Source organism: Quadrisphaera sp. INWT6 (assembly GCF_015390235.1).
Classification (GTDB): domain Bacteria; phylum Actinomycetota; class Actinomycetes; order Actinomycetales; family Quadrisphaeraceae; genus Quadrisphaera.
Map to the genome: position 1 here is coordinate 258,527 of NZ_VUOH01000006.1, position 18,953 is coordinate 277,479.

The 18,953-nt window shown below is 76.9% G+C and carries 18 protein-coding genes; 8 read left to right on the plus strand and 10 right to left on the minus strand.

Annotation, left to right across the window (positions count from 1 at the left end; translation table 11 throughout):
* Window positions 1-233: 233 nt before the first annotated feature.
* Window positions 234-2,444, minus strand: a complete 2,211-nt coding sequence (locus tag F1641_RS18580) for a primosomal protein N' (protein WP_206691466.1) — start codon at window positions 2,442-2,444, stop codon at window positions 234-236.
* Window positions 2,445-2,590: 146 nt separating this feature from the next.
* Between F1641_RS18580 and F1641_RS18585 the strand changes: the two genes are divergently transcribed.
* Window positions 2,591-3,034, plus strand: coding sequence for an ATP-binding protein (locus tag F1641_RS18585; RefSeq protein WP_194907971.1), 444 nt, complete (start codon window positions 2,591-2,593; stop codon window positions 3,032-3,034).
* Between the two features lie 67 nt (window positions 3,035-3,101).
* Here the strand turns inward: F1641_RS18585 and F1641_RS18590 are convergent, their stop codons facing one another.
* The 3 genes from F1641_RS18590 to F1641_RS18600 form a co-directional block, all read right to left on the minus strand.
* Complete coding sequence (locus F1641_RS18590) at window positions 3,102-4,697, minus strand: methyl-accepting chemotaxis protein (RefSeq protein WP_255515125.1); 1,596 nt, start codon at window positions 4,695-4,697, stop codon at window positions 3,102-3,104.
* Window positions 4,698-5,043: 346 nt separating this feature from the next.
* On the minus strand, window positions 5,044-5,727 hold the full coding sequence (locus tag F1641_RS18595; RefSeq protein WP_194907975.1) for an aminoglycoside 6-adenylyltransferase: 684 nt from the start codon (window positions 5,725-5,727) through the stop codon (window positions 5,044-5,046).
* Entirely contained in the window at window positions 5,724-6,782 is a 1,059-nt protein-coding gene (locus F1641_RS18600) for an aminoglycoside phosphotransferase (protein ID WP_309225709.1), read from the minus strand. The genes F1641_RS18595 and F1641_RS18600 overlap by 4 nt, the downstream gene beginning before the upstream one ends.
* A gap of 19 nt (window positions 6,783-6,801) precedes the next feature.
* On the opposite strand from F1641_RS18600, the gene F1641_RS18605 reads away from it, so the two are divergent.
* Entirely contained in the window at window positions 6,802-7,230 is a 429-nt protein-coding gene (locus F1641_RS18605) for a hypothetical protein (RefSeq protein WP_194907979.1), read from the plus strand.
* A 35-nt stretch (window positions 7,231-7,265) separates the two neighbouring features.
* On the opposite strand, the gene F1641_RS23560 is transcribed toward F1641_RS18605, so the two are convergent.
* The 3 genes from F1641_RS23560 to F1641_RS18620 all read right to left on the minus strand — a co-directional run bounded on the left by F1641_RS23560 (window position 7,266) and on the right by F1641_RS18620 (window position 9,752).
* A complete protein-coding gene (locus tag F1641_RS23560; RefSeq protein WP_194907980.1) occupies window positions 7,266-8,396 on the minus strand; it encodes a DUF2199 domain-containing protein in 1,131 nt (376 codons plus the stop codon).
* Window positions 8,397-8,460: 64 nt separating this feature from the next.
* Window positions 8,461-8,973 (minus strand): DinB family protein, encoded by a 513-nt coding sequence (locus F1641_RS18615; RefSeq protein WP_206691467.1) that lies wholly within the window; start codon window positions 8,971-8,973, stop codon window positions 8,461-8,463.
* Between the two features lie 107 nt (window positions 8,974-9,080).
* Entirely contained in the window at window positions 9,081-9,752 is a 672-nt protein-coding gene (locus F1641_RS18620) for an MOSC domain-containing protein (protein ID WP_309225710.1), read from the minus strand.
* A 64-nt stretch (window positions 9,753-9,816) separates the two neighbouring features.
* On the opposite strand from F1641_RS18620, the gene F1641_RS18625 reads away from it, so the two are divergent.
* Entirely contained in the window at window positions 9,817-10,524 is a 708-nt protein-coding gene (locus tag F1641_RS18625; RefSeq protein ID WP_194907983.1) for a hypothetical protein, read from the plus strand.
* Window positions 10,525-10,595: 71 nt separating this feature from the next.
* Here the strand turns inward: F1641_RS18625 and F1641_RS18630 are convergent, their stop codons facing one another.
* The gene (locus F1641_RS18630; protein WP_194907984.1) at window positions 10,596-11,249 is read right to left on the minus strand and encodes a hypothetical protein; all 654 of its coding nucleotides are present in this window, start codon (window positions 11,247-11,249) and stop codon (window positions 10,596-10,598) included.
* 298 nt (window positions 11,250-11,547) lie between these two features.
* On the minus strand, window positions 11,548-12,144 hold the full coding sequence (locus F1641_RS18635; RefSeq protein ID WP_206691468.1) for a TetR/AcrR family transcriptional regulator: 597 nt from the start codon (window positions 12,142-12,144) through the stop codon (window positions 11,548-11,550).
* Between the two features lie 117 nt (window positions 12,145-12,261).
* Here F1641_RS18635 and F1641_RS18640 point away from each other — a divergent pair, with 117 nt between their 5' ends.
* The 4 genes from F1641_RS18640 (at window position 12,262) to F1641_RS18655 (ending at window position 17,255) form a co-directional block, all read left to right on the plus strand.
* Complete coding sequence (locus F1641_RS18640; RefSeq protein ID WP_194907986.1) at window positions 12,262-13,728, plus strand: MFS transporter; 1,467 nt, start codon at window positions 12,262-12,264, stop codon at window positions 13,726-13,728.
* 81 nt (window positions 13,729-13,809) lie between these two features.
* Complete coding sequence (locus F1641_RS18645) at window positions 13,810-14,223, plus strand: hypothetical protein (RefSeq protein ID WP_194907987.1); 414 nt, start codon at window positions 13,810-13,812, stop codon at window positions 14,221-14,223.
* Window positions 14,224-14,321: 98 nt separating this feature from the next.
* Window positions 14,322-14,726, plus strand: coding sequence for an STAS domain-containing protein (locus F1641_RS18650; RefSeq protein ID WP_194907988.1), 405 nt, complete (start codon window positions 14,322-14,324; stop codon window positions 14,724-14,726).
* A gap of 132 nt (window positions 14,727-14,858) precedes the next feature.
* Entirely contained in the window at window positions 14,859-17,255 is a 2,397-nt protein-coding gene (locus F1641_RS18655) for a SpoIIE family protein phosphatase (protein WP_194907990.1), read from the plus strand.
* Window positions 17,256-17,283: 28 nt separating this feature from the next.
* Here the strand turns inward: F1641_RS18655 and F1641_RS18660 are convergent, their stop codons facing one another.
* Entirely contained in the window at window positions 17,284-18,360 is a 1,077-nt protein-coding gene (locus F1641_RS18660; protein ID WP_375541512.1) for an SDR family oxidoreductase, read from the minus strand.
* A 262-nt stretch (window positions 18,361-18,622) separates the two neighbouring features.
* Between F1641_RS18660 and F1641_RS18665 the strand changes: the two genes are divergently transcribed.
* Window positions 18,623-18,925 carry a hypothetical protein gene (locus tag F1641_RS18665; protein WP_206691469.1) on the plus strand — a complete coding sequence of 101 codons (303 nt, stop codon included), beginning with the start codon at window positions 18,623-18,625 and terminating at the stop codon, window positions 18,923-18,925.
* The last annotated feature ends 28 nt before the right edge of the window (window positions 18,926-18,953 follow it).

The window sequence follows — 18,953 nt, forward strand, 5'->3', positions numbered from 1 at the left end:
GGGCCGAGCCGTGGCGGGGGGTGTCGGCGTGCGGGGTCGCCCGTCCGGAGCACCCGATGCCCATGACTCCCGGCGGGGCTCCCGCCCGCCCACCGATGACGACCGGAGTCGATCACGGGGTTCCGGTCATCGGTCACGGGGTTCGGGGACCCCGTCCTGCAGCAGCGCCACCGGGCTCCCGCGGACGCTGCCGGACGCTGCCGGACGCTGCCGGACGCTGCCGTCGCGGGGCGTCAGCCGACGTGGTCGGGGTCGAGCTGCACCCGCAGGCCGCCAGGGTCCTTGCGGGCGCTCCGGGTGGCGACGGCGTGCTGGAGCGACGCGGCGAGGGCGGCGCGCTGCGCCAGGGGGACGCGCACCAGGGCGGAGGCCCGCGGCCCGGCGTCGTCGCGCTCGCGTCCGGGGCGGCGGTCGGGCTCGGCCGGCGTCGGGCCGAGCACCTCGGAGTGCGCGGGCAGGCCGCCGTCCTCCGCACTGGTGCGCTGGAGGTGGTCGAGGAGGGCGTCGACGGCGGCGGCGGGCCCGTCGACCCGCGCGAACGCCGCAGCGGGGGGCAGGCCGAGCTCGCGGCGCTCGGCCAGGTCGCGGGAGGCGTGCCAGGCCGGGTCCCACCGGACCAGCGCCTCGACGGGCGGCACCCCCTGCGCGGCGAGGAGCACCACCGCTCCCCCGGCGGAGGCCGGGCGCACCAGCGCGGCGGCGGCGGCCCAGCGGCGCAGGGCCTCCTCGGCGGCGCGCAGGTCCTCCCGCTCCAGCACGGCCCAGCCGTCGAGCAGGAGCGCCGCGGCGTACCCGCCCTCGGCGACCGGCTCGGCGCCGGGCGTGCTGATGACCAGGGCGGGCTCACCCTCCACGGTCGAGAGCACGCCGGCGCCGCCCCCCGAGGTGCGCACCGGGACGCCCGGGAAGGCGCGGCCGAGCTCCTCGGCGGTGCGCCGCGCGCCGACCACGGCCGAGCGCAGGCGGTCTCCGTGGCACTGGGGGCAGGTCCACTGCAGGTCGTCACGGGAGCACCAGCGGCACGTGGGGTGCTCGTCGGCGCCGGTGAGCTGGAGCGGCCCGGAGCAGGCCCGGCAGCGGGCGCGGGCGCGGCAGTGCTCGCACCGCAGCGTCAGCAGGTACCCGCGCCGCGGCACCTGCACGAGCACCGGCCCGGGGCGCTGCTGCCCGGGCAGGCGGCCGGCGAGCGCCTGCTGGGCGGTGCGGAACGCCAGGGAGGGCAGGCGCGCAGAGCGGGCGGCGGCGTCGCGCTCGGCCTCGACGTCGTCTCCGGGCAGGAGCACGCGCGGCGCCGCCGCACGCAGCACCTCGCGCGGTGCCTCCACGGCCCGGGCCCACCCGGACTCGACCCAGCGCTGCGCCTCCGCGGTGCGCCCGAACCCTCCGACCAGCAGCGCCGCACCGGCGCGCTCGGCCCGCAGGGCCAGCACCTCGCGCACGTGCGGGTACGGGGCGTGGGGCTCGGAGTGGAGGTCGTCGCCGTCGTCCCACACCGCCACCAGGCCCAGGTCGGCGACGGGGGCGAGCGCGGCGGCGCGGGTGCCGACGGCCACCCGGACCGTGCCGCGGCGCAGCGCCAGCCACGCGGCGTAGCGGGCCCCGGCGCCCTGGTCGGCGGTGAGGCGCACGTGCCGAGGAGCGTCGCGGGTGCCGCCGAGCGCCTCGCGCAGCGCGGCGTCGACCCGCTCGACGTCGCGGTGGTCGGGGACGACGAGCAGCGCGCCCCGCCCGGCCGAGGCGCTGGCCGCGGCTGCGACGGCCAGGGCGGCCGGCCAGTCCTGCGCGGGAGGGCGGGACGGCAGCGCCGACCACACGGCGCGCACCCCCGCCGCGGGCGACGGCTCCCCGGGCCGGTCGGGGGCGGCGAGGCGCTCCAGCAGCGCCGGCCCAGCGGGGTACGGCGACCAGGGGCCCACGGGGTCGCGGGGGTCGGGAGCGGGCGGCGGGGTGGCCACCGGCTTCGGCTCGCGCCCTTCGGTGGTGGCGTGGCGGCGCGGCACCGCCAGGCGCAGCACGTCGGCCAGGGTGCCGCCCCACCGGTCGGCGACGGCGCGGCACAGGCCCAGCAGCTCGGCGTCGAGCACCGGCTCCGCCGAGACCACGGCCCTCAGGGGGGCCAGGCGGCCCGTGTGCTCGGCGACCGCCTCGCGCGAGAGGACGAAGCCCTCGACGTCCTGCCCCGCGAAGCGGACCCGCACCCGCACGCCCGGCTGGGCGGTCTCGGCCATCGACGCCGGGACCGCGTACTCGAACGCCCTGTCGAGGTGGGGCAGGCCGACGTCGACGGCGACGCGGACCACCGGGTCGACCTCCGCCACCGGCTCCGGCGGCTTGGGGGCCCGCTTGACGCGGCCCTTGACGGCGGCCACGGCGGCGCGCCCGGAGGGCAGGTCGAGCAGGAGCTCGTCACCGCCGTCCGCCTGCGCAGCCACGGGCTCGGTCACGGGGCCACTGTCTCAGCCGCCTCCGACAGCGCGTCTGCGGTGCACCGCCGTTCTGAGTGGTCTGACTCACACCCAGCCCCCATGCTCGTCATCGACGGTCTCGAACGACGGGGGTGGTCGACGTGGGTCCAGGGTGCGCGCGGTCGGTGCTCCGCCTCCCCCACGAGGCCGGCGCCGCCCGCACGGTGCGATCCCACCTCGCCCTGGTCGGAGCCGACTGGGACCCGCAGGTGCTGCACGCCGTGTCGCTGCTGGCCAGCGAGGCGGTCACCAACGCCGTCCGCCACGCCCCCGCGGCGCCCGTGCTGGTGCGCATCGCCGTCGACGACGAGCAGGTCGGGGTCGAGGTCGTCGACGCCGGCACGACGCCGCTGGCGCCGTCGCGGTGCTCGGACAGCCCGATGCCGCGCACCGAGCACCTCGGCGGGCGCGGCCTGCCCCTGCTGGGGCTGCTCGCCGACCGCTGGGGCAGCCTGCTGGAGGACGCCGACGACGGCCCTCCCTCCGGCGCGCGGCGGGCCCGCCACGTCGTGTGGTTCCGGCTCGCCCACAGCGCGCGGCCGCTCAGCCGCGCCGCCGTCCCGGCGTAGCGCCGACGCGACCTCCAGCGCCGGCGGCGCGGGGGTCGCCCGTGGTGGTCAGGCCCCCCCAGGGCGGTCAGAGGCGGAAGGTCGCCACCGCGCGCTCCAGCGACCGGGCGACCGCCGCGACCTCACCGGTGACGACCTCGGTGTCGCCCGCGGTGCGCGTCGTGGCCTCGGTGGCGCTGGCCACCCCGGACACGGTGCGGGCGATCTGCTCGCTGCCGACGGCCACCGCGGAGACGGTGCGCACCATCTCCGACGTCGTCGCGGACTGCTGCTCGACCGCGGCCGCGATCGTGCCCTGGAGGGCGTCGATGCGGGCGATGACCTCGCCGATGCCCTGCAGGGCGGAGCCGGCGGCCTCGGCGTCGACCTGCGTCGCGCTGACCTTCGCGGTGATCTCCTCGGTGGCCGCGGCGGTCTGCCGAGCCAGGTCCTTCACCTCGCCGGCGACGACGGCGAAGCCCTTGCCGGCCTCCCCCGCCCGCGCTGCCTCGATGGTGGCGTTGAGCGCGAGCAGGTTGGTCTGCGCGGCGATCGTGGTGATGAGCTTCACCACCTCGCCGATCTCCCGGCTGGAGGCGCTCAGGCGGTCGATCGTGGCCCCCGCCGCGGTGGCGGCCTGCACGGCGTCCCCGGCGACCCGCGAGGCGGACAGGGTCGAGGCGGAGATCGACTCGATGGCCGCCGTCATCTGCTCGCCCGCCGCGGCGACCGTCGCGATGTCGGCGCTGATGCGGTCGGTCGTCTGGGCGACGTCGGCCGTGGTCGACGACGTCGCCGTCGCCTCGTGCGACAGCTGCACCGCTGACGTGCGCAGCCCCTCGACCGACGAGGTCAGCGTGCGGGCGTCGGCGCTGATGCCGCGCACGAGGGCGGAGAAGGTGTCGAGCGACTCGTTGGTCGCCGTGGCCAGGACGCCGATCTCGTCGGCGCGGCCCACGGGCGCGCGCTGGTCCAGGCGGCCCTCCGCCAGGCCCCGCACCACGTCGACCACCGGGGCCAGCCGGCCCGTGATGGAGCGCGTGACCCGGGGCGCCGTGACGGCGGCCAGCAGGACGGCGAGGAGGGTGGTGACCAGCAGCACCAGCTGGAGCCGCCGGGCGGCGGCCGCGGCGTCGGACCGGGCCTCGTCGCTGCGCGCGTCGAGGCTGGTGACCAGCGCGCTGGTGGCCTCGTCGAGCTCCTGCCAGCTGGCGTCGAGGTCGCCGTTGAGCACGTCGTAGGCCTGGCGGCTGGCCTCCGGGGTCCCCTGGCGGGTGAGGGCGAGCAGCTGGTCGGTCTCCTGCCAGTAGCGGGTCCACAGGGTGCGGACGTCGGCGAGGGTCGCGCGCTCCCCAGCGGTGAGGTCGGTCTCGTCGAAGGCCGCCAGCGACGCGTCGCCCGCGTCGTGCGAACCCGCGAGCCCGTCGACGTTGTAGGTGTTCGCGTCGAGGGAGGGCACGCCCTCCACCACGGCCTGCGAGTACACGTACGCCTGCCAGCCGGAGGCGTCGGTGTTGGCGTACGCCACCTCGCGGGCCGTGCGGTCCGCCACCTCGATCCGCGCCTGCGCGGCGTCGCGCGACTGGAGGTCCTCCAGGGCCCACAGGCCGGTCCCCCCGCACACCAGGGTGCAGGCGGTCAGCGCGGCGAAGGCAGCGCCCAGTCGGGTCCCCACGGAGTCCATCACGACCAGACCATCGGTTGCGCTCGGCACCCGCTTGACCGGGGCGGACGTCCCCGAAGGGGGGCCGCCTGATCGGAGCACCGGTCGGACGGCGCCCACCGACCCGGCCCGTCCCGCCCAGCATGCACAAGGACGCCCCAGGCGCCTTGAGGGGCGGTCGAGGCGCTCTTGCGCATGCTGGGCGGGACACCCCTCCCCGAGCGAGGAGATGCGTCCCGGCCGTCCGGGGCCTGCGGGGCCGGGCGACTCGTCATGCGCCTCCAGGTGTCGGAACCGTGCCTCGACGTGTCGGGACCAGGCCCGCGTTCCGACACGTCGAGACACGGTTCCGACAGGTCGAGCCGCCTCAGCGACGTGCCTGGCGGAGCAGGGCGTCGAGCCCGGACCAGTCGGCGACGTAGGAGGGGTCCAACCGCACCGCCAGCTCGTCGTGCACCTCGGCCGCCTCCCGGACGAGCGCCATCCCGCCCTCGGCGCTCCACGGGTGCCGCCGGAGCCGGTCGAGGCGGGCGACGACCTCGTTCAGCGGACCACCGACCTGGTGGCTGGTGGTCCCCAGCTGGCGGTCGCGCAGCACCATCGCCTGCACCAGGCAGCGCTGCACCAGCTCGAGCGCGAGGTGGGTGCCGATGAGCAGGTCGTTCCGCGCGAGCTTCACCACCGCGAGCGCCGCCGCCTGCCGGACCTCGGCGAGGTCGGTCTCGGGCACCGGGGGCGACTCCGGGGGTGCCCCGCGGTGGTGGACGACGACGTCGAGCCGGCGCCCGTCGGCGTAGACCACGCGGTGCACGTGCCCCTCCGGGGCGACCTGTGCGGTGTGCGCCCAGGGCACACCGAATCGGGGCACCCACCGCGCGGCGCCGAAGGCACCCCCGGTCGCGACGACCACCCGCAGATCGACGTCGCTCCACGCGTCGACCTGCGCGCCGCCGGCGACGGCGAGCGACCCGGTCACCTCCACGGCCTCCACGCCCGGCTCGTCGCGGGCCGAGCGCACCGCCTCGTCGGCGAGCGCTCGCTGCCAGGTCATCGCCGTTCTGCCGTCGCCAGGGCCTCGTCGCACCAGCGCACGAGGTGCGACAGGGCCAGACCTCGCTGCGCGTAGAGGTGCTGGGCGTCGGCGGGCCGGTGGTAGGCGGCGTGCTCTGCGGCTCCGGCGCGCTGGAGCAGCAGCGGCAGCAGCCACGCGTACTTCACGCACGACGCGAGGACCCCGAGCCGCACGAGGTCGGGGTCCCCGCGCCACCCGCCCTCGGCGAGCCCCGCGAGGTAGGACTCGACGCACGTCGTCTCCAGCTCCTCGAACCGCTCCGCGGGCCAGAAGAGGTCGAAGACGGCGTCGGGCACGTGGTTGCCGAGGTCCTCCCCGACGGCGCCGTCACCGGCGAAGGCCCAGTCGAGCAGCACGACCTCGCCGGTGGGTCTGCGGACCTCGTTGGCCACCCAGACGTCGAGGTGGCTGCGGGTCCGCGGCAGCTGCTCGACCACCCGCAGGAGCCGCTCGCGCGCTGCGACCAGGCGCGCCCACCCTGACCGCAGCGACGGGGGCCAGGTGTCGCGGACCAGCGGCTGCGCCCACGCGACCTCGTCGTCGAGCAGCTCCCACGCGACGCGCTTGCTGCCGGAGTACTCCCGCAGGAAGCCGCTCGACGTCCACGGCGCGTCGAGGGGTCCCGGCGCCTGCCAGCGGCCGAGCCCCGCGGCCAGAGCTGCGTGGTCGTCGAGGTCGAAGCGCTCCCCGGGGACGCCGTCGACGTCCTCCATCCACAGCACGGCGCCCGTGACCGGCGTCCCGACGTCCTCCACCTCGCACCCCGGCAGGTCGAGCCCGGTGCCGCGCAGGCTGCGGCGCAGGGCGGCGTCGCGGTGGACGTCGGCCTCGCGCCGCCAGCTGTTCCAGTGGCGGGGGTCGGTCGACGCCGCCCACGCCCCCGGCGCACCGGCGGAGGGCCACGACGACGGCGCGCGCAGCTCCTTGCGGACCAGGGACCGCCCGTCGGCGAGCACCACCCGCTCCACCGACGCCGTCACCTCGTTCAGCGGGTTGTGGCGCAGCTCCTCGCGCGCCACGACGTCGTGGTCCACGTCCCCCATGATGGCGGCCATGGGTCTTCGGGAGGCGTTGCGGCGGGTGCTGGCGCCCGCTGTGGGTGCGGTGGCCGTGGCGCTCCTCTCGGGCTGCACCCACCTGACGTCCGGGGCGTCGTGGCGGGAGGTGGAGCAGGTCGGCCCCTTCGCGCCCGCGTCGGGCGAGGCCGGTCCCTGCGAGATGGGCTACATCGCCGACATGGTCGTCGGAGGCTTCGACGGTGAGCCCTCCGCCGCCGGGGCCCTCGCGGTGTGGCTCGACGGGCCCGCCTTCGACGAGCAGACGGGGAACCTCGGGGTCCTCCCCGGCGCCCCGCGCGACGGCTGGACCGCGCTGGACGGTGACGCCGCCCGCGAGAGGACCTTCGTCAACGGCCGCTGGGAGGTGCTCACCCGGCAGTCGTCGCTGGGCGGGTGGCTCGTGACGGCGGCGAACTGCGCCTGATCGCCCGCCCCCAGCCGGCCGGGGCTCCCGGGCGATCAGGCGCCGGGGTGCAGGTGGGCGGGCCAGACCTCGGTGAGCACGCGCGCCAGGACGCTGTCGTCCGAGGAGTCGATGCTCGGGGTCGCGTTGGGGTCGGTGACGACGGCGCGGGCGTGCGCCCCGAGCACGCCGCCCGGCGCGACGTCGTTGGCGAGCCTCCCCTCCAGCACGAGGTCGGAGTACTCGGGGGCGAACCACACCTCGTTCGCGCGCAGCAGCTCGTCGTGGTCGACCTGGAGCCAGGTGCCGTACGTGAGGCCGGTGCCGTCGTCGACCCGCACCCGCAGCAGCACCCTGACGAAGGACCCCAACCCGGGCGCGGCCAGCATCACGGAGCTGTCGGGGTCGTCGTGGCTCATCCAGAGGTCCGGAACCTCCTCGCCCGCGGACGCCCTCTCGAAGACCGCGTCGGGCAGGGAGAACCTCACGTGGCGGTCCTGCGGGTCGCGGACGTGCCCGCAGCCGCAGAGGTCGTCCGCCGCCGGGGCGGGTCCCCGGGTGAGACCGAACGGGTCGGTCTCCAGCTCCTCGTCGGAGGAGCCGGCGTGCTGCAGCACCTGGCTGGCCGACGCGACGGGCTCGAGGCCCGGCGCCCCCTCCAGCGCCTCCAGCACGGGTCCCCGCAGCACGGCGTCGACCGCAGCGGTGACGGACGGGACGCGCAGCACGGCGTCCTCGTGGTCGTCCCGGGGGTGGACGGCGAGGTGGGCGGCCCGTCCGTGCTGCACCAGGGCGGCGGCGTCGGTGACCACGTAGTCCCACCGCCCGAGCACGGTGACCACGGGCGCCTCCTCCTGGGAGGCGTCGGGGAGGGGCCAGCCCGCGTCGTCGTCCTCCTCACCGCCCTCGTCACCGGCCGGGCCACCGGGCCCCCCGGTCACCAGCGGGGAGGTTCCGCGCAGGGCCCCCTCCGCCTCGGCGAAGGCGTCGACGGCCGCCCTCAGCGCGCCGGCCGACTCCGCCCAGCCGTCGCCGCCGCGGTCGACGAGCGCCACGTGCTCGGCCAGCACGCCGGTCAGCTCGCGGGCCCGCGCCCGGTACTGCTCGAGCGCCTGCGCGCCGCCGGGCTCCGCGCTGACGGGCTCCGCGCCGCCGGGTTCCGGGCGGGCGGTGTCGTCCTCGATCACGGCCGCACGGTAGCGACCGTCCGCCGGGCGCGCCGCCCGCGCGCCGCCGGGGCCGCTCGGCGGGTCACTCCCCGGTGGTGCCGTCGAGCGCCTCGCGCAGCAGGTCGGCGTGCCCCGCGTGGCGCGCGTACTCCTCGACCAGGTGCACCAGCACGTAGCGCACCGACACCCGCTCGCCCTGCCGCTCGACGGCGCTGAGCCGGGCGAGGTCGTCCAGCGGGAGGTCGGCCCGCGAGCGCTCGACCGCCGAGCGCCACAGCGCCCGCAGACCCGCGGCGTCGTCAGCGGCGGCGGAGCGCCAGTCCCAGTCGGGGTCGTCGTCCCAGGGGGCGGTGTCCCACGGCGGGGTCGGGGCGCGGCCGAGCACGACGTGCCCGACCCAGTGGTCCTCCACGAACGCCAGGTGCTTGAGCATCCCGCCGAGGGTCATGGACGACGGCGGGTGCGCCCGCCGGAGCTGGTCGGCGTCGAGGCCCGCCGTCTTGAGCGCCACGGTCTCGCGGAGGAAGTCGAGGAAGCCGGCCAGGGTGGCGGCCTCACCGGCTGCGACGGGGGGCTCGGTGCGCGGGTCGTCCACGGCGGCGACCGTAGTCACCGGCGAGCGTCCCGCCCAGCATGCACAAGAACCCCGTCGGACCCGCAGAGCCCCGTTCGACGCCCCTTCTGCATGCCCGACGGGCCGGGTCAGCGACCGTCGAGGCGGCGGAGCACCTGGGCGCGGTCCTCGGCGGGCAGCTCGGGCACGTCGCGCAGCAGCGGCAGCAGCTCCGGGCTCGTCGTCGTCGCCGCGAAGACGGTCCGGACGTCGACGCCGTGCGCGGGCCGCTCCACCACGCGGACCGCGTCACCCGCGGTGACCTCGCCGTCGCGCAGCACCCGGAGGTACGCCCCCGGCGTGCGCGCCTGCGTGAACCGCGGCACCCACCGCTCCTGCCCCAGCCAGACTGCGAACGTCACGCACGGCACCCTCGGGCTGGCGACCTGCAGCAGGGCCGAGCCGACCTCCCACACCTCGCCGATGACGGCCCCGTTGACGTCGACGCCGGTGGTGGTGAGGTTCTCGCCGAAGGCACCGCCGGACAGGTCGCGGCCGAGCTCGAGGCCCCAGGCGTCGAGGTCCTCGCGGGCGTAGGCGTAGACGGCCTGGTCGTCGCCGCCGTGGTGGGCGGTGTCGCTGATGTGGTCACCCGCGAGGCCGCTGCCGCCGGTGCCCTTGGGCCCGGGGGCGCGCACGGCGACGGGTCCGGAGACCGGTCGCTTGTCGATGCCGGTGGTCCCGTCCTTGGCGGCGATGGGGCGCTCCCGGCCGGTGTTCACCGAGAGCACCCGCCCCGGCACGACGTCGTGTCCGCTCACACCGGGAGTCTGCCCCGAGCGCGCCGTCCGCGGCGCCGGGTCGTCCGAGGCGCATGATCGGCGCATGGACTCCCCCGCCCCCCAGCGGTCCGGGCGGTGGTGGACGCCGCTGCTGCTCGTGCACGCGGCGCTGGTCGTCGCCGTCCTCGTCGCGCGGCCGCTGCTGCCGCCCACCAGTTTCGACGGCGACGGGCCGGGGGCGCTGCACGGCGTCGTCTTCGCGACCCAGGTGCTGCTGGGCGCCCCGTGGTGGGTGCTGTCGGGGGTGCTCCCCGCGGTGCTGCCGCTGCTGGTCAACCTGGTGCTCCACGTCGTGGTGCTGCGCCGCTCTCGCCGGCGCGCTCCCCTCGCCGCCCCGGGGAGCGAGCGGCACCGCCCGGTGGGCACCTCGGCGCGGCTCGGCCTCGCCGTGCTCGCCGGCCTCGCGGTGTGGGCCGCGTGGCTGGGCTGGGACGACACGACCTCCTACGACGTCGTCACCCGCCAGGACGAGTCGCCCTACGTGACGCTGCAGGTCCTCGGATGCGCCCTGACGGTCGGCGTGGTGACCGCACTGCTCGCGGCCCGGTGGTCGCCCGTCGTCGCGGCCACCGGCGTCTCGGTCGGGTTCTGGTGGGCGTGGACGGCGTGGGCGGCCGCGTACGACGACACCGGCCTCTTCCTCGTCGGCGCCCTCATGCTCGCCGTCGGCCTCGCGGCGGGCACGTCGTTCGCCGCGTTCGTCGGTGTCGTGGTCGCGGCGCGCCGGTCCAGCGCGCCCGGGCTCGGCTGACGCCGGCGCTCGAGGGCCAGCAGCGCCAGCGTCGGAGGTGGAGCCTCCGGGACCCGTCGGCCGTCCGCCGGTCAGGTGCTGGGGACGACGGTCACGAGCACCTCGACGTCGCCGGACGCACCGGTGGCGTCCGCCGCGGTCACGCGCCCGGCCAGCCGGTAGGTGCCGGGCCGCGGGTCGACCAGCGTCACCAGCCACGCGGCCTGCTCGTGCAGCTCGCCCCCGCGCGCGCTCTGCGGCAGCGAGGCGGCCCAGGTGGACCAGTCGACGGCCACCAGCTCACCGCCCCCCTCGCCGCGCACGTCCAGCGGGGCGGGGCCGGGCTCCAGCGACCCCTCGACCGTGCCGCCGGCGGCCGGGTCGTGCAGGTGCACGCTGACCTGGACGACGTCGCACGGCGGCACGCCCTCGGCCGCGTACCCGCCCAGGTCGCGCACGCTGGCCCCGACGTCGAGCCCCGCACCGCCGAGGGTGGGCTGCGGCTCGCCGTCGTCGTCGACCGCGCGGGCGGTCACGGCGACGTCGACGGGCCCGGCTCCGGCGGGCGGCACGCACCCGGCCACGCCGTAGGGCGCGGGCGCCTCCCCGTGCTGCGAGCCGCTCCCCAGGACGCCGGGTAGTGCGCTGAGCAGCCCGAGCACCGAGAGCGCCACCGCTCCCAGCAGGCCCAGGCGCGCCCACCGCGGCAGGCCGGGGGCCTCCGCCGCCTCGACCTCGGGGTGCACGCCCCCAGTCTCACCCGACGGGACGGCCCCGGGGCGGCGCTCCCCGCACCCCGCGGGCGTCAGAGTCCTGGGCCGCTGCTCTCGGGCGTGCTCGCGACGGGCGGCTGGCGCGTTCCGGCAGCCGCGGGCGCCACCCCGTCAGCGGGGCTCAGGAGCCAGCCCAGCACCGCTCCGACCCACCGCAGCACCGCTCCCACAGGTCCACCTGGTCCCCCTGGCCCGGTCACCGCGCCCCCGCTCCTCGACGACGACGGTCAGGCTCCTCCCCCGCCGGCGCGCAGCGCAAGGACCGCCGGGATCAGCTCTCCGGGGTGTCGAGGAGGCGGCGGAGCAGCGCCGCCAGCTGCGCGGGCTCCGCGGCCCGCAGCGGCTCCAGGCCCGGGGAGGAGCGCAGCACCGCGACGCCGACCACGGCGGCCAGCGCCACCTGCGCGGTGAGCAGCTCGACCGGGGACACCGCTGCGCCGTCACCGCCCCCCGGGGCGAGGCGGCGGGCGAGGCGCTCGCTGTGCTCGCCGAGCACGCGGCGGCGCAGGTCGTCGACGGCCTCGTCGCCCGAGGAGCGCAGGAGCAGCATCAGGGCCTGCCCGCTGGCGGCTCCTGAGACCCCGGCGCCCAGGGCGTGGTGCGCCAGGCGCGCGGCGAGGTCGGCGTGCTCGGCGCCGTCGTCGGCCGGCGCGCGGAGGTCGTCGACGGCGGCGGCCAGGCACGCCTCGAAGAGCCCCTCCTTGGAGCCGAAGTAGCGCTTGATGAGGGCCACGTCGACGCCGGCCTCGTCGGCCACCTGCCGCACGGTGGTGCTGGAGAAGCCGTCGGCGGCGAAGCGCCCCCGGGCGGCGTCCAGCAGGCGCTGGCGGGTGCGGCCGGCGTCACGACGGCGCTCGGGGACCTCCACGACACTCACTCCTCGATGTCAGCGTTCGTTGACTAAAGCGCCCGGCGCGACCTACGGTCAAGTCATCGACCGTTGACTTCAGTCCGGTCGCCTGCGACCCCACCCCAGGAGACCCCCGTGGCCACCGCCGCCAGCACCGACGCGCCCGTCGACGCGCCGCCGACCGGGCACCGCCCGAACAGCACCGCGATCGTCCTCTACCTGTCCCTCGGCGGCCTGTCCTTCGCCGTCCTGCAGTCCCTGGTGGCCCCGGCCCTGGGGACCATCGGCCGCGACCTCGGCGTCACCACCAGCGCCGCCAGCTGGGTGCTCACCGCCTACCTGCTGGCCGCCGCGGTGCTCACCCCGGTGCTCGGGCGCCTGGGCGACATGGTCGGCAAGCGCCGGGTGCTCATCGTGGTGCTGGTGCTGCTGCTGGCCGGGACCGTGCTCGCCGCGCTCGCCCCGAACCTAACCGTGCTCGTCGTCGGGCGCGTCCTCCAGGGAGCCGCCGGCGCGGTGATGCCGCTGTCGATCGGCATCGTGCGCGACGAGCTGCCGAAGGAGCGCGTCAGCGTCACCATCGGCCTGCTCTCCGCGATCTTCGGCATCGGCGCGGGCGTCGGCATCGTCGCTGCGGGGCCGATCGTCCAGCACCTGTCGTGGCACTGGCTGTTCTGGCTGCCCGCCGTGCTCGTCGTCGTCGCCCTGCTCGGGGCCGTCTTCGGCATGCCCGAGTCGCCGGTGCGCAGGCCCGGGCGCCTCGACCTCGTGGGCACCGCCGTGCTGTCGGTCGCGCTCGTCGCCCTGCTGCTCGCTGTCGGCGAGGGGGCCGACTGGGGCTGGTCCAGCGCGTCCACCCTGGGCCTGCTCGCGCTCGGCGTCGTCGCCCTGGTGGCGTTCGTGGTGGTCGAGCTGCGCGTGGCCGAGCCGCTGGTCGACGTGCGCCTGTTCACCGTCCGCGGCGTCTGGACGGCGCACCTGGTGGCCCTCGCCTTCGGCTTCGCGATGTTCGGCACCTTCCTGCTCGTGCCGACGCTGCTGCAGCTGCCCGCCCAGCTCGGGTACGGCTTCGGCAAGGACGTCACGCAGGCCGGCCTGTACCTGCTGCCCACCGTGCTGGCGATGGTCGTGGCCGGGCCGGTCGCCGGCATCCTCGTGCGGCGCGTCGGGCCGAAGGTGCCGCTGGTCGTCGGCAGTGTGAGCGTCACCGCCGCGTTCGTGGTGCCCGCCCTCTCCCACGCCCACCTCTGGCAGGTCGTGGTGTCCGGCCTGCTGACCGGCGTCGGGATCGGCATGGCCCTCGCGGCCTGCTCCAACGCCATCATCGAGAGCGTGCCCGCGACGCAGACCGGCGAGGCCATCAGCGCCAACACCGTGGTGCGGACCATCGGCAGCAGCATCGGCACCGCCGTCATCGCCGCGGTCATCACCTCCGAGAGCACCCCCCAGGGCCTGCCGCTGGACAGCGCCTTCACCACCGGCTTCTGGGCCGCCGCCGGGGTCGGTGTGCTGGCCCTGGTCGGGGCGCTCGTCGCCCCGTCGGTGCGCCAGCGCCACCGCCGCGCGGAGCAGGCCGGGGTCAGCGACCTCGCGGAGGGCTGACCCCGGCCGCACCGGCCCCGCGCCGGCCCCGCGCCGGTGCGAGGCTGGCGCCGTGGTGGGTGCGGTGGGGACGACGGCGTGGTGACGGTCCTGCTGCTCGCCGCGACGGCCCTGCACCTGGGCTTCCAGCTGGTGGTGACGGCGCTGGTCTACCCCGCCCTGCTGGGCGCGCCGGAGGAGCGCTGGGCCGTCGAGCACGACGCCCACCGCCGGCGCATCACACCCGTGGTGGCGGCTGTCTACGGCCTGCTGGCGGCGGCGTGCGCCGCGGTCCTGCTCGCGGGACCGCGCGACGCGTGGTCCCTGGTGTCGGTGGGGGCGTGCACCGCCGTCGTCGCCGTCACGGCGACGACGGCGGGCCCGGCGCACGGGGCGCTCGCCGCGCGCGGGCGGTCGGCCTCCATGGTGCGCCGGCTGCGGCGCGCCGACGCGCTGCGCCTGGTCGGAGCGGTCGCGGCAGCCGGCGCCGCAGCGGTGGCGGCAGCGCCCTCCTGACCGGTGGCCGCGCCGACGGGCGCAGATCGGGATCTCCGCCTAGGTTCGACCGGGCCAGCGGGAGTCACGGTGACGGACGCGGCCACCGGAGGACCCACGTGCACATCCAGCTCGACGCCAGCGACCTGCGCGGCTGGCGCGTCGTGCGGCTGGCGGGAGACCTGGACGTCTACGCCGCGCCCGACCTCACCAGCGCGCTGACCCAGGAGGTCGACGACTGGGCGGCGCGTCGCACCCCCGGTCCGGACGACCGGGGCGGCGGGCTCGTCGTCGACCTGCAGCAGGTGCCCTTCGTCGACTCCTCGGGCCTGGGCGTCCTGCTGGGTGCGTACCGCCGCGCCCAGGCGGCCGGGTTCGGCGTGCGCGTGGTGAGCACCTCCGAGGAGCTCGGTACCACGCTGACGATGATGGGGCTCACGGCCGTGCTGCCGGTCCACCCCGACCTCGACTCCGCGACGGCGCCGTCGGGCCCCGAGGCCCCCCCGGACGACGGCGCGTCCTGACACGGGGCCGTCCTCCCGCGTGTCATCCGCCCTGGTGGTGCTTACGGTGTAGGTCAACAGGCCGGGTGCACCGGGCACCCGGGGCTCCCCAGCTCCACCAGCGGTGACGAACCAGACCAACGACGGCGGAGGGTGAGCACGAGGGTGGACGGGTCCGAGACGACCGAGGCGCACGAGGTCCCCGGTCAGCGCCGCAGCACGCCGCCGTCCTCGCCCGTCTCCGGGCGGGTGCTGCCGCGCGGCGTCGCCCAGGTGCGACCGGAGGCGCCGGCGGCGGTGCTCATGGTCGACCTCGAGGCCCGGCGGGTGCTGTACGCCAACGAGGTGGCGGTGCAGATGGCGCCGTCTCTGGCCCTGCCGGTCGGCGCCGACGAGTGGGCCGCCGCGGCCGACCTGCGCGACATCGACGGCGAGGCGCTCGACGAGACCGCCCACCCCCTGTCGCGCATCGCCAGGTTCGAGCCCGTCGCCGGCCAGGGAGTCTCCGCGGCCCGCTCCAGCGACCTGGGCGAACGGCGCGAGCCGCTGTGGGTGGTGGCCCTCCCCCTCGACGACGCCCCGAACCTGCGCGGCCACGCGCTCGTGGTGTTCCTGCCCGTGCGAGACCGCGACGAGCTGCAGGAGCGCGCCGAGGCCGCCCACGCCCGCACGGCGTCCGCCTCGGCCGCCCCCGAGCTGCAGCCCGCCCCCTCCGACGCCGTCGCCGTGCGCGAGGCCGCCGTGCTGGCCACGGGCCTGTCCTTCACCGTGGCCGACGCGAACGTCGAGGACATGCCGCTGGTCTGGGTCAACCCGGCCTTCACGGCGGTGACCGGCTACACCTTCGAGCAGGCCGTCGGGCACAACTGCCGCTTCCTCCAGGGGCCCGGCACCGACCGCGCCACCACCCAGCGCATGCGCGAGGCCCTCGACACGGGACGCTCGGTCACCGAGACCCTGCTGAACTTCCGCGCCGACGGCACCGCGTTCTGGAACCAGGTCGCGATGAGCCCCATCACCGACGCCGACGGCCGGGTGACGCACTACGTCGGCATCCAGACCGACGTCTCGGGCCGGGTGGCGGCCGACGCCGAGCGCGACCGCGCCCTGGCCTCCGAGAAGGCCGCGCGCACCGCGGCCGAGGAGGCCCACAGCCGGCTCCAGCTGCTCGCCGAGGTGAGCACGCAGCTGTCGGCCACCACCGACGCCCGCCAGGCCTGCGACCGCCTGGTCCAGCTGCTGGTCCCGTCCGTCGCCGACTTCGCCGTCCTCGCCGTCGTCGGCGACGACGCCGTGCTCGCCTCACCGGAGAGCCGGTCCGCCGGCGGGCCGGTCGGTCCTGTCGTGGCCGCCACCGCGCCCTCGGCCCCCGCGTCGGCGCGCCTCGGCCTGCACGACGTCGCCTGGCACCACCACGACCCCGACCTCCGCGACGCGCTGGGCCGGCACGCGCAGGGGCGCCTGGCCGCACTGACCGCCCGGGGACGCGACGCCCTCGGGCTGGTGACGCGCCCCGGTGGCTCGCGCCTGGGCGACGACGACGCCCAGCGGGCCTCTGCGCTCGACACCGCCGAGGGCCTGGCGGGGCTGATGCGCCGCGGCCCGGCCCGCGACGCGCTGGCCGAGCTGCAGCCCTCCTCGATGACCACCGTGGCGCTGCGCAGCCGCGAGCGGACCCTCGGCGTCATGACGCTGGGCACGGGCCCCGGTCGCGCGCCGCTCACCGACGACGACCTCGCCCTGGCACGCGACATCGCCACCCGCGCCGGGCTCGCGCTCGACCGGGCCCGCCTGTACCGCCAGCAGCGCGACCTGGCCGCCGGGCTGCAGCGGTCGCTGCTGCACCTGTCACCCAACGCCGCGCCCGAGCACGTCAAGGTGGCGGTCCGCTACGTGGCCGCCGCGGAGGCCGCCCAGGTGGGCGGCGACTTCTACGACGTGTACGCCCAGCCCGGCGGCTCCGCCGTCGTCGTCATCGGCGACGTGATGGGCCACGACACCCTGGCCGCCGCCGCCATGGCCCAGTTGCGCTCGATCGTGAGGACCCTGGGCATGGTCGGCGACGACGACCCCGCCCAGGTGCTCACGCGCACCGACGTGTTGATGCGCGCCTCCGGCATCGACACCCCCGCGACCGCCTCGGTGGTGCGGCTGCCGACCCCCGACGAGCAGCCCGACGAGCAGCCCTCGACGGTGCTGGAGTGGTCGAACGCGGGCCACCCGCCGCCGCTCCTCATCGGCGCCGACGGCGGCGTGCGCCTGCTGGAGGCCGCCGACACCGACCTGCTCCTGGGCATCGAGCCCGGCACGCAGCGACGGCTGACCCGCAGCCGCCTGCGGGCCGGCGAGACGCTGCTCCTCTACACCGACGGCCTCGTGGAGCGCCGCGACCAGCCGCTCGGCGAGGGCATCGCCCTGCTGCGCGAGGCGGCCGCCCGCGCCGCGAGCACCACCGGCGACCCCGAGGAGCTGGTCGACGCGGTGCTCGCGGCGATGCTGCCGGCGCCGTCGTCCGACGACGTCGCGGTGGTCGCCGTCGTCCTGCGCTGAGCCGCTACCGAGCCGAGCGCCTCGCGCGCTACGGCACGAGGCGCTCGGCGCGGTAGCGGTCGACCAGGCGCAGCAGCGCGCGCTCGGTGCTGACGAAGCCGGTCCACCCCAGCAGGCGGCTTCGCGTCACGTCCGCGAACACCTCCACCTCGCGGCCGAGGTCGGCGTCGGTGTGCCACCAGGACGCGACGCGCGCCAGGTCCGGCTCCACCAGCTCGTGCTGGGCGACCAGTTCCGCCCAGACGTCCTCGGCGCCGGCCATCTGCTGCTCGAGGGGCTGGGGCTCGTCGCCGGGGCCCTGCGCCTCGACGCCGAGGTGCTCCGCGAGCCGCGGCCACAGGCGGCGCCACCGGACCAGGTCGCCGTCGACGACGTTGAAGGCCGTGTCGGCGGCGGCAGGGGTCGTCGCTGCCCAGAGCTGGTGGTCGGCCAGGAGGTCGGCGTCGGTGAGGTCGACGACGCCGTCCCACTGCGCGCGCGACCCGGGGAAGACGAGCGGACGGCCGAGGTGGCGCTGGATCCCGGCGTACGCGGCCAGGGTCGAGGCCAGGTTCATCGCGTTGCCCACCGCGTGGCCGATGACCGTGTGGGAGCGGTGGACGCTCCAGGTGAACCCGTGCGCGGCGGCCGCCGCGAAGAGCTCGTCCTCCTGCACGTAGTAGAAGTTGTCGACGGGCAGGCGCTCGGCGTCCTCCAGGAAGGGCGTGTCCGGCAGGTCGCCCCGGCCGTAGGCCTCGAACGGGCCCAGGTAGTGCTTCAGGCCCGTGACCAGCGCGACGTGGCGCAGCGTCCCCTGCGGCCCGAGGACGGCGAGCAGGTCGCGGACCATGCCGCCGTTCACACGGATGTTCTCGGCCTCGGTCTCCTGGCGCGACCAGGCGGTGATGAAGACGTGGGTGGGGCCGAGGTCGCCGAGGGCCTCGCGCAGCGACTCGGGCGAGCGCAGGTCTGCCGCGACGTGTCCGGCGGGCGAGCCCGGCACCGGTGAGCGCGACAGGCCGGTCACCCGCCAGCCCGCCGCACCCAGCTGGCGCACGAGCGCCGACCCGCTGATGCCGCTCGCGCCGACCACCAGCGCGTGGGCGCCCTCGGGCGGCGTGCGCACGGGGGTGGGGGCGCGGTCGGGCGGCGCGTCCAGCAGCGCGCCGGTCGGAGGGGTGGACGACGGGGCGGGGGTGCTCACAGCAGACCTTCCGGTGGAGGCGGCGCGGGGCGCCGGGACCAGGTGCAGCCGAAGGCGCTCGCGCACTGTTCCCCGGTCGCCCGATTTGCTGTCTTGAGGCAACGGTGTGAGCGTTCTCATCGCTGCGACGCCGTCGGGACGCCGCAGGCCCCACCGGGGCGGGCGAGAGCACTGGAGGACGACCGTGCCGAAGCGGTCCGCGAAGCTGGCCGACCTGGCCTTCGACATCAGGTCGGTGATCGGCGCGCTGTTCGTCGTCTACGGCCTGGTCTGCCTGGTCTGGGGGCTGGTGTCCTTCCCGCCGGAGGCGGCGGAGAAGACCGGCGGCGTCAACCTCAACCTGTGGGCCGGGCTCGGCATGCTCGTGGTGGGTGCCGTCTTCGTGGCCTGGGTGGTGGCCAAGCCGCTCACGGCTGACGACCCGGCCGTGCGCGAGGCGCTCGACGACGACGCCACGAGCGGTGCGGCCGACGGGGGCGACCGGTGACCGCCGTGACCGCCTCCGTGACGACCTC

Coding starts and splice junctions, on each gene's coding strand:
- F1641_RS18605 (WP_194907979.1), top strand. CDS start 6,802: ATGGGTCTTCGGGAGGCGTTGCGGCGGGTGCTGGCGCCCGCTGTGGGT.
- F1641_RS18625 (WP_194907983.1), top strand. CDS start 9,817: ATGGACTCCCCCGCCCCCCAGCGGTCCGGGCGGTGGTGGACGCCGCTG.
- F1641_RS18595 (WP_194907975.1), bottom strand. CDS start 5,727: ATGACCTGGCAGCGAGCGCTCGCCGACGAGGCGGTGCGCTCGGCCCGC.
- F1641_RS18590 (WP_255515125.1), bottom strand. CDS start 4,697: ATGGACTCCGTGGGGACCCGACTGGGCGCTGCCTTCGCCGCGCTGACC.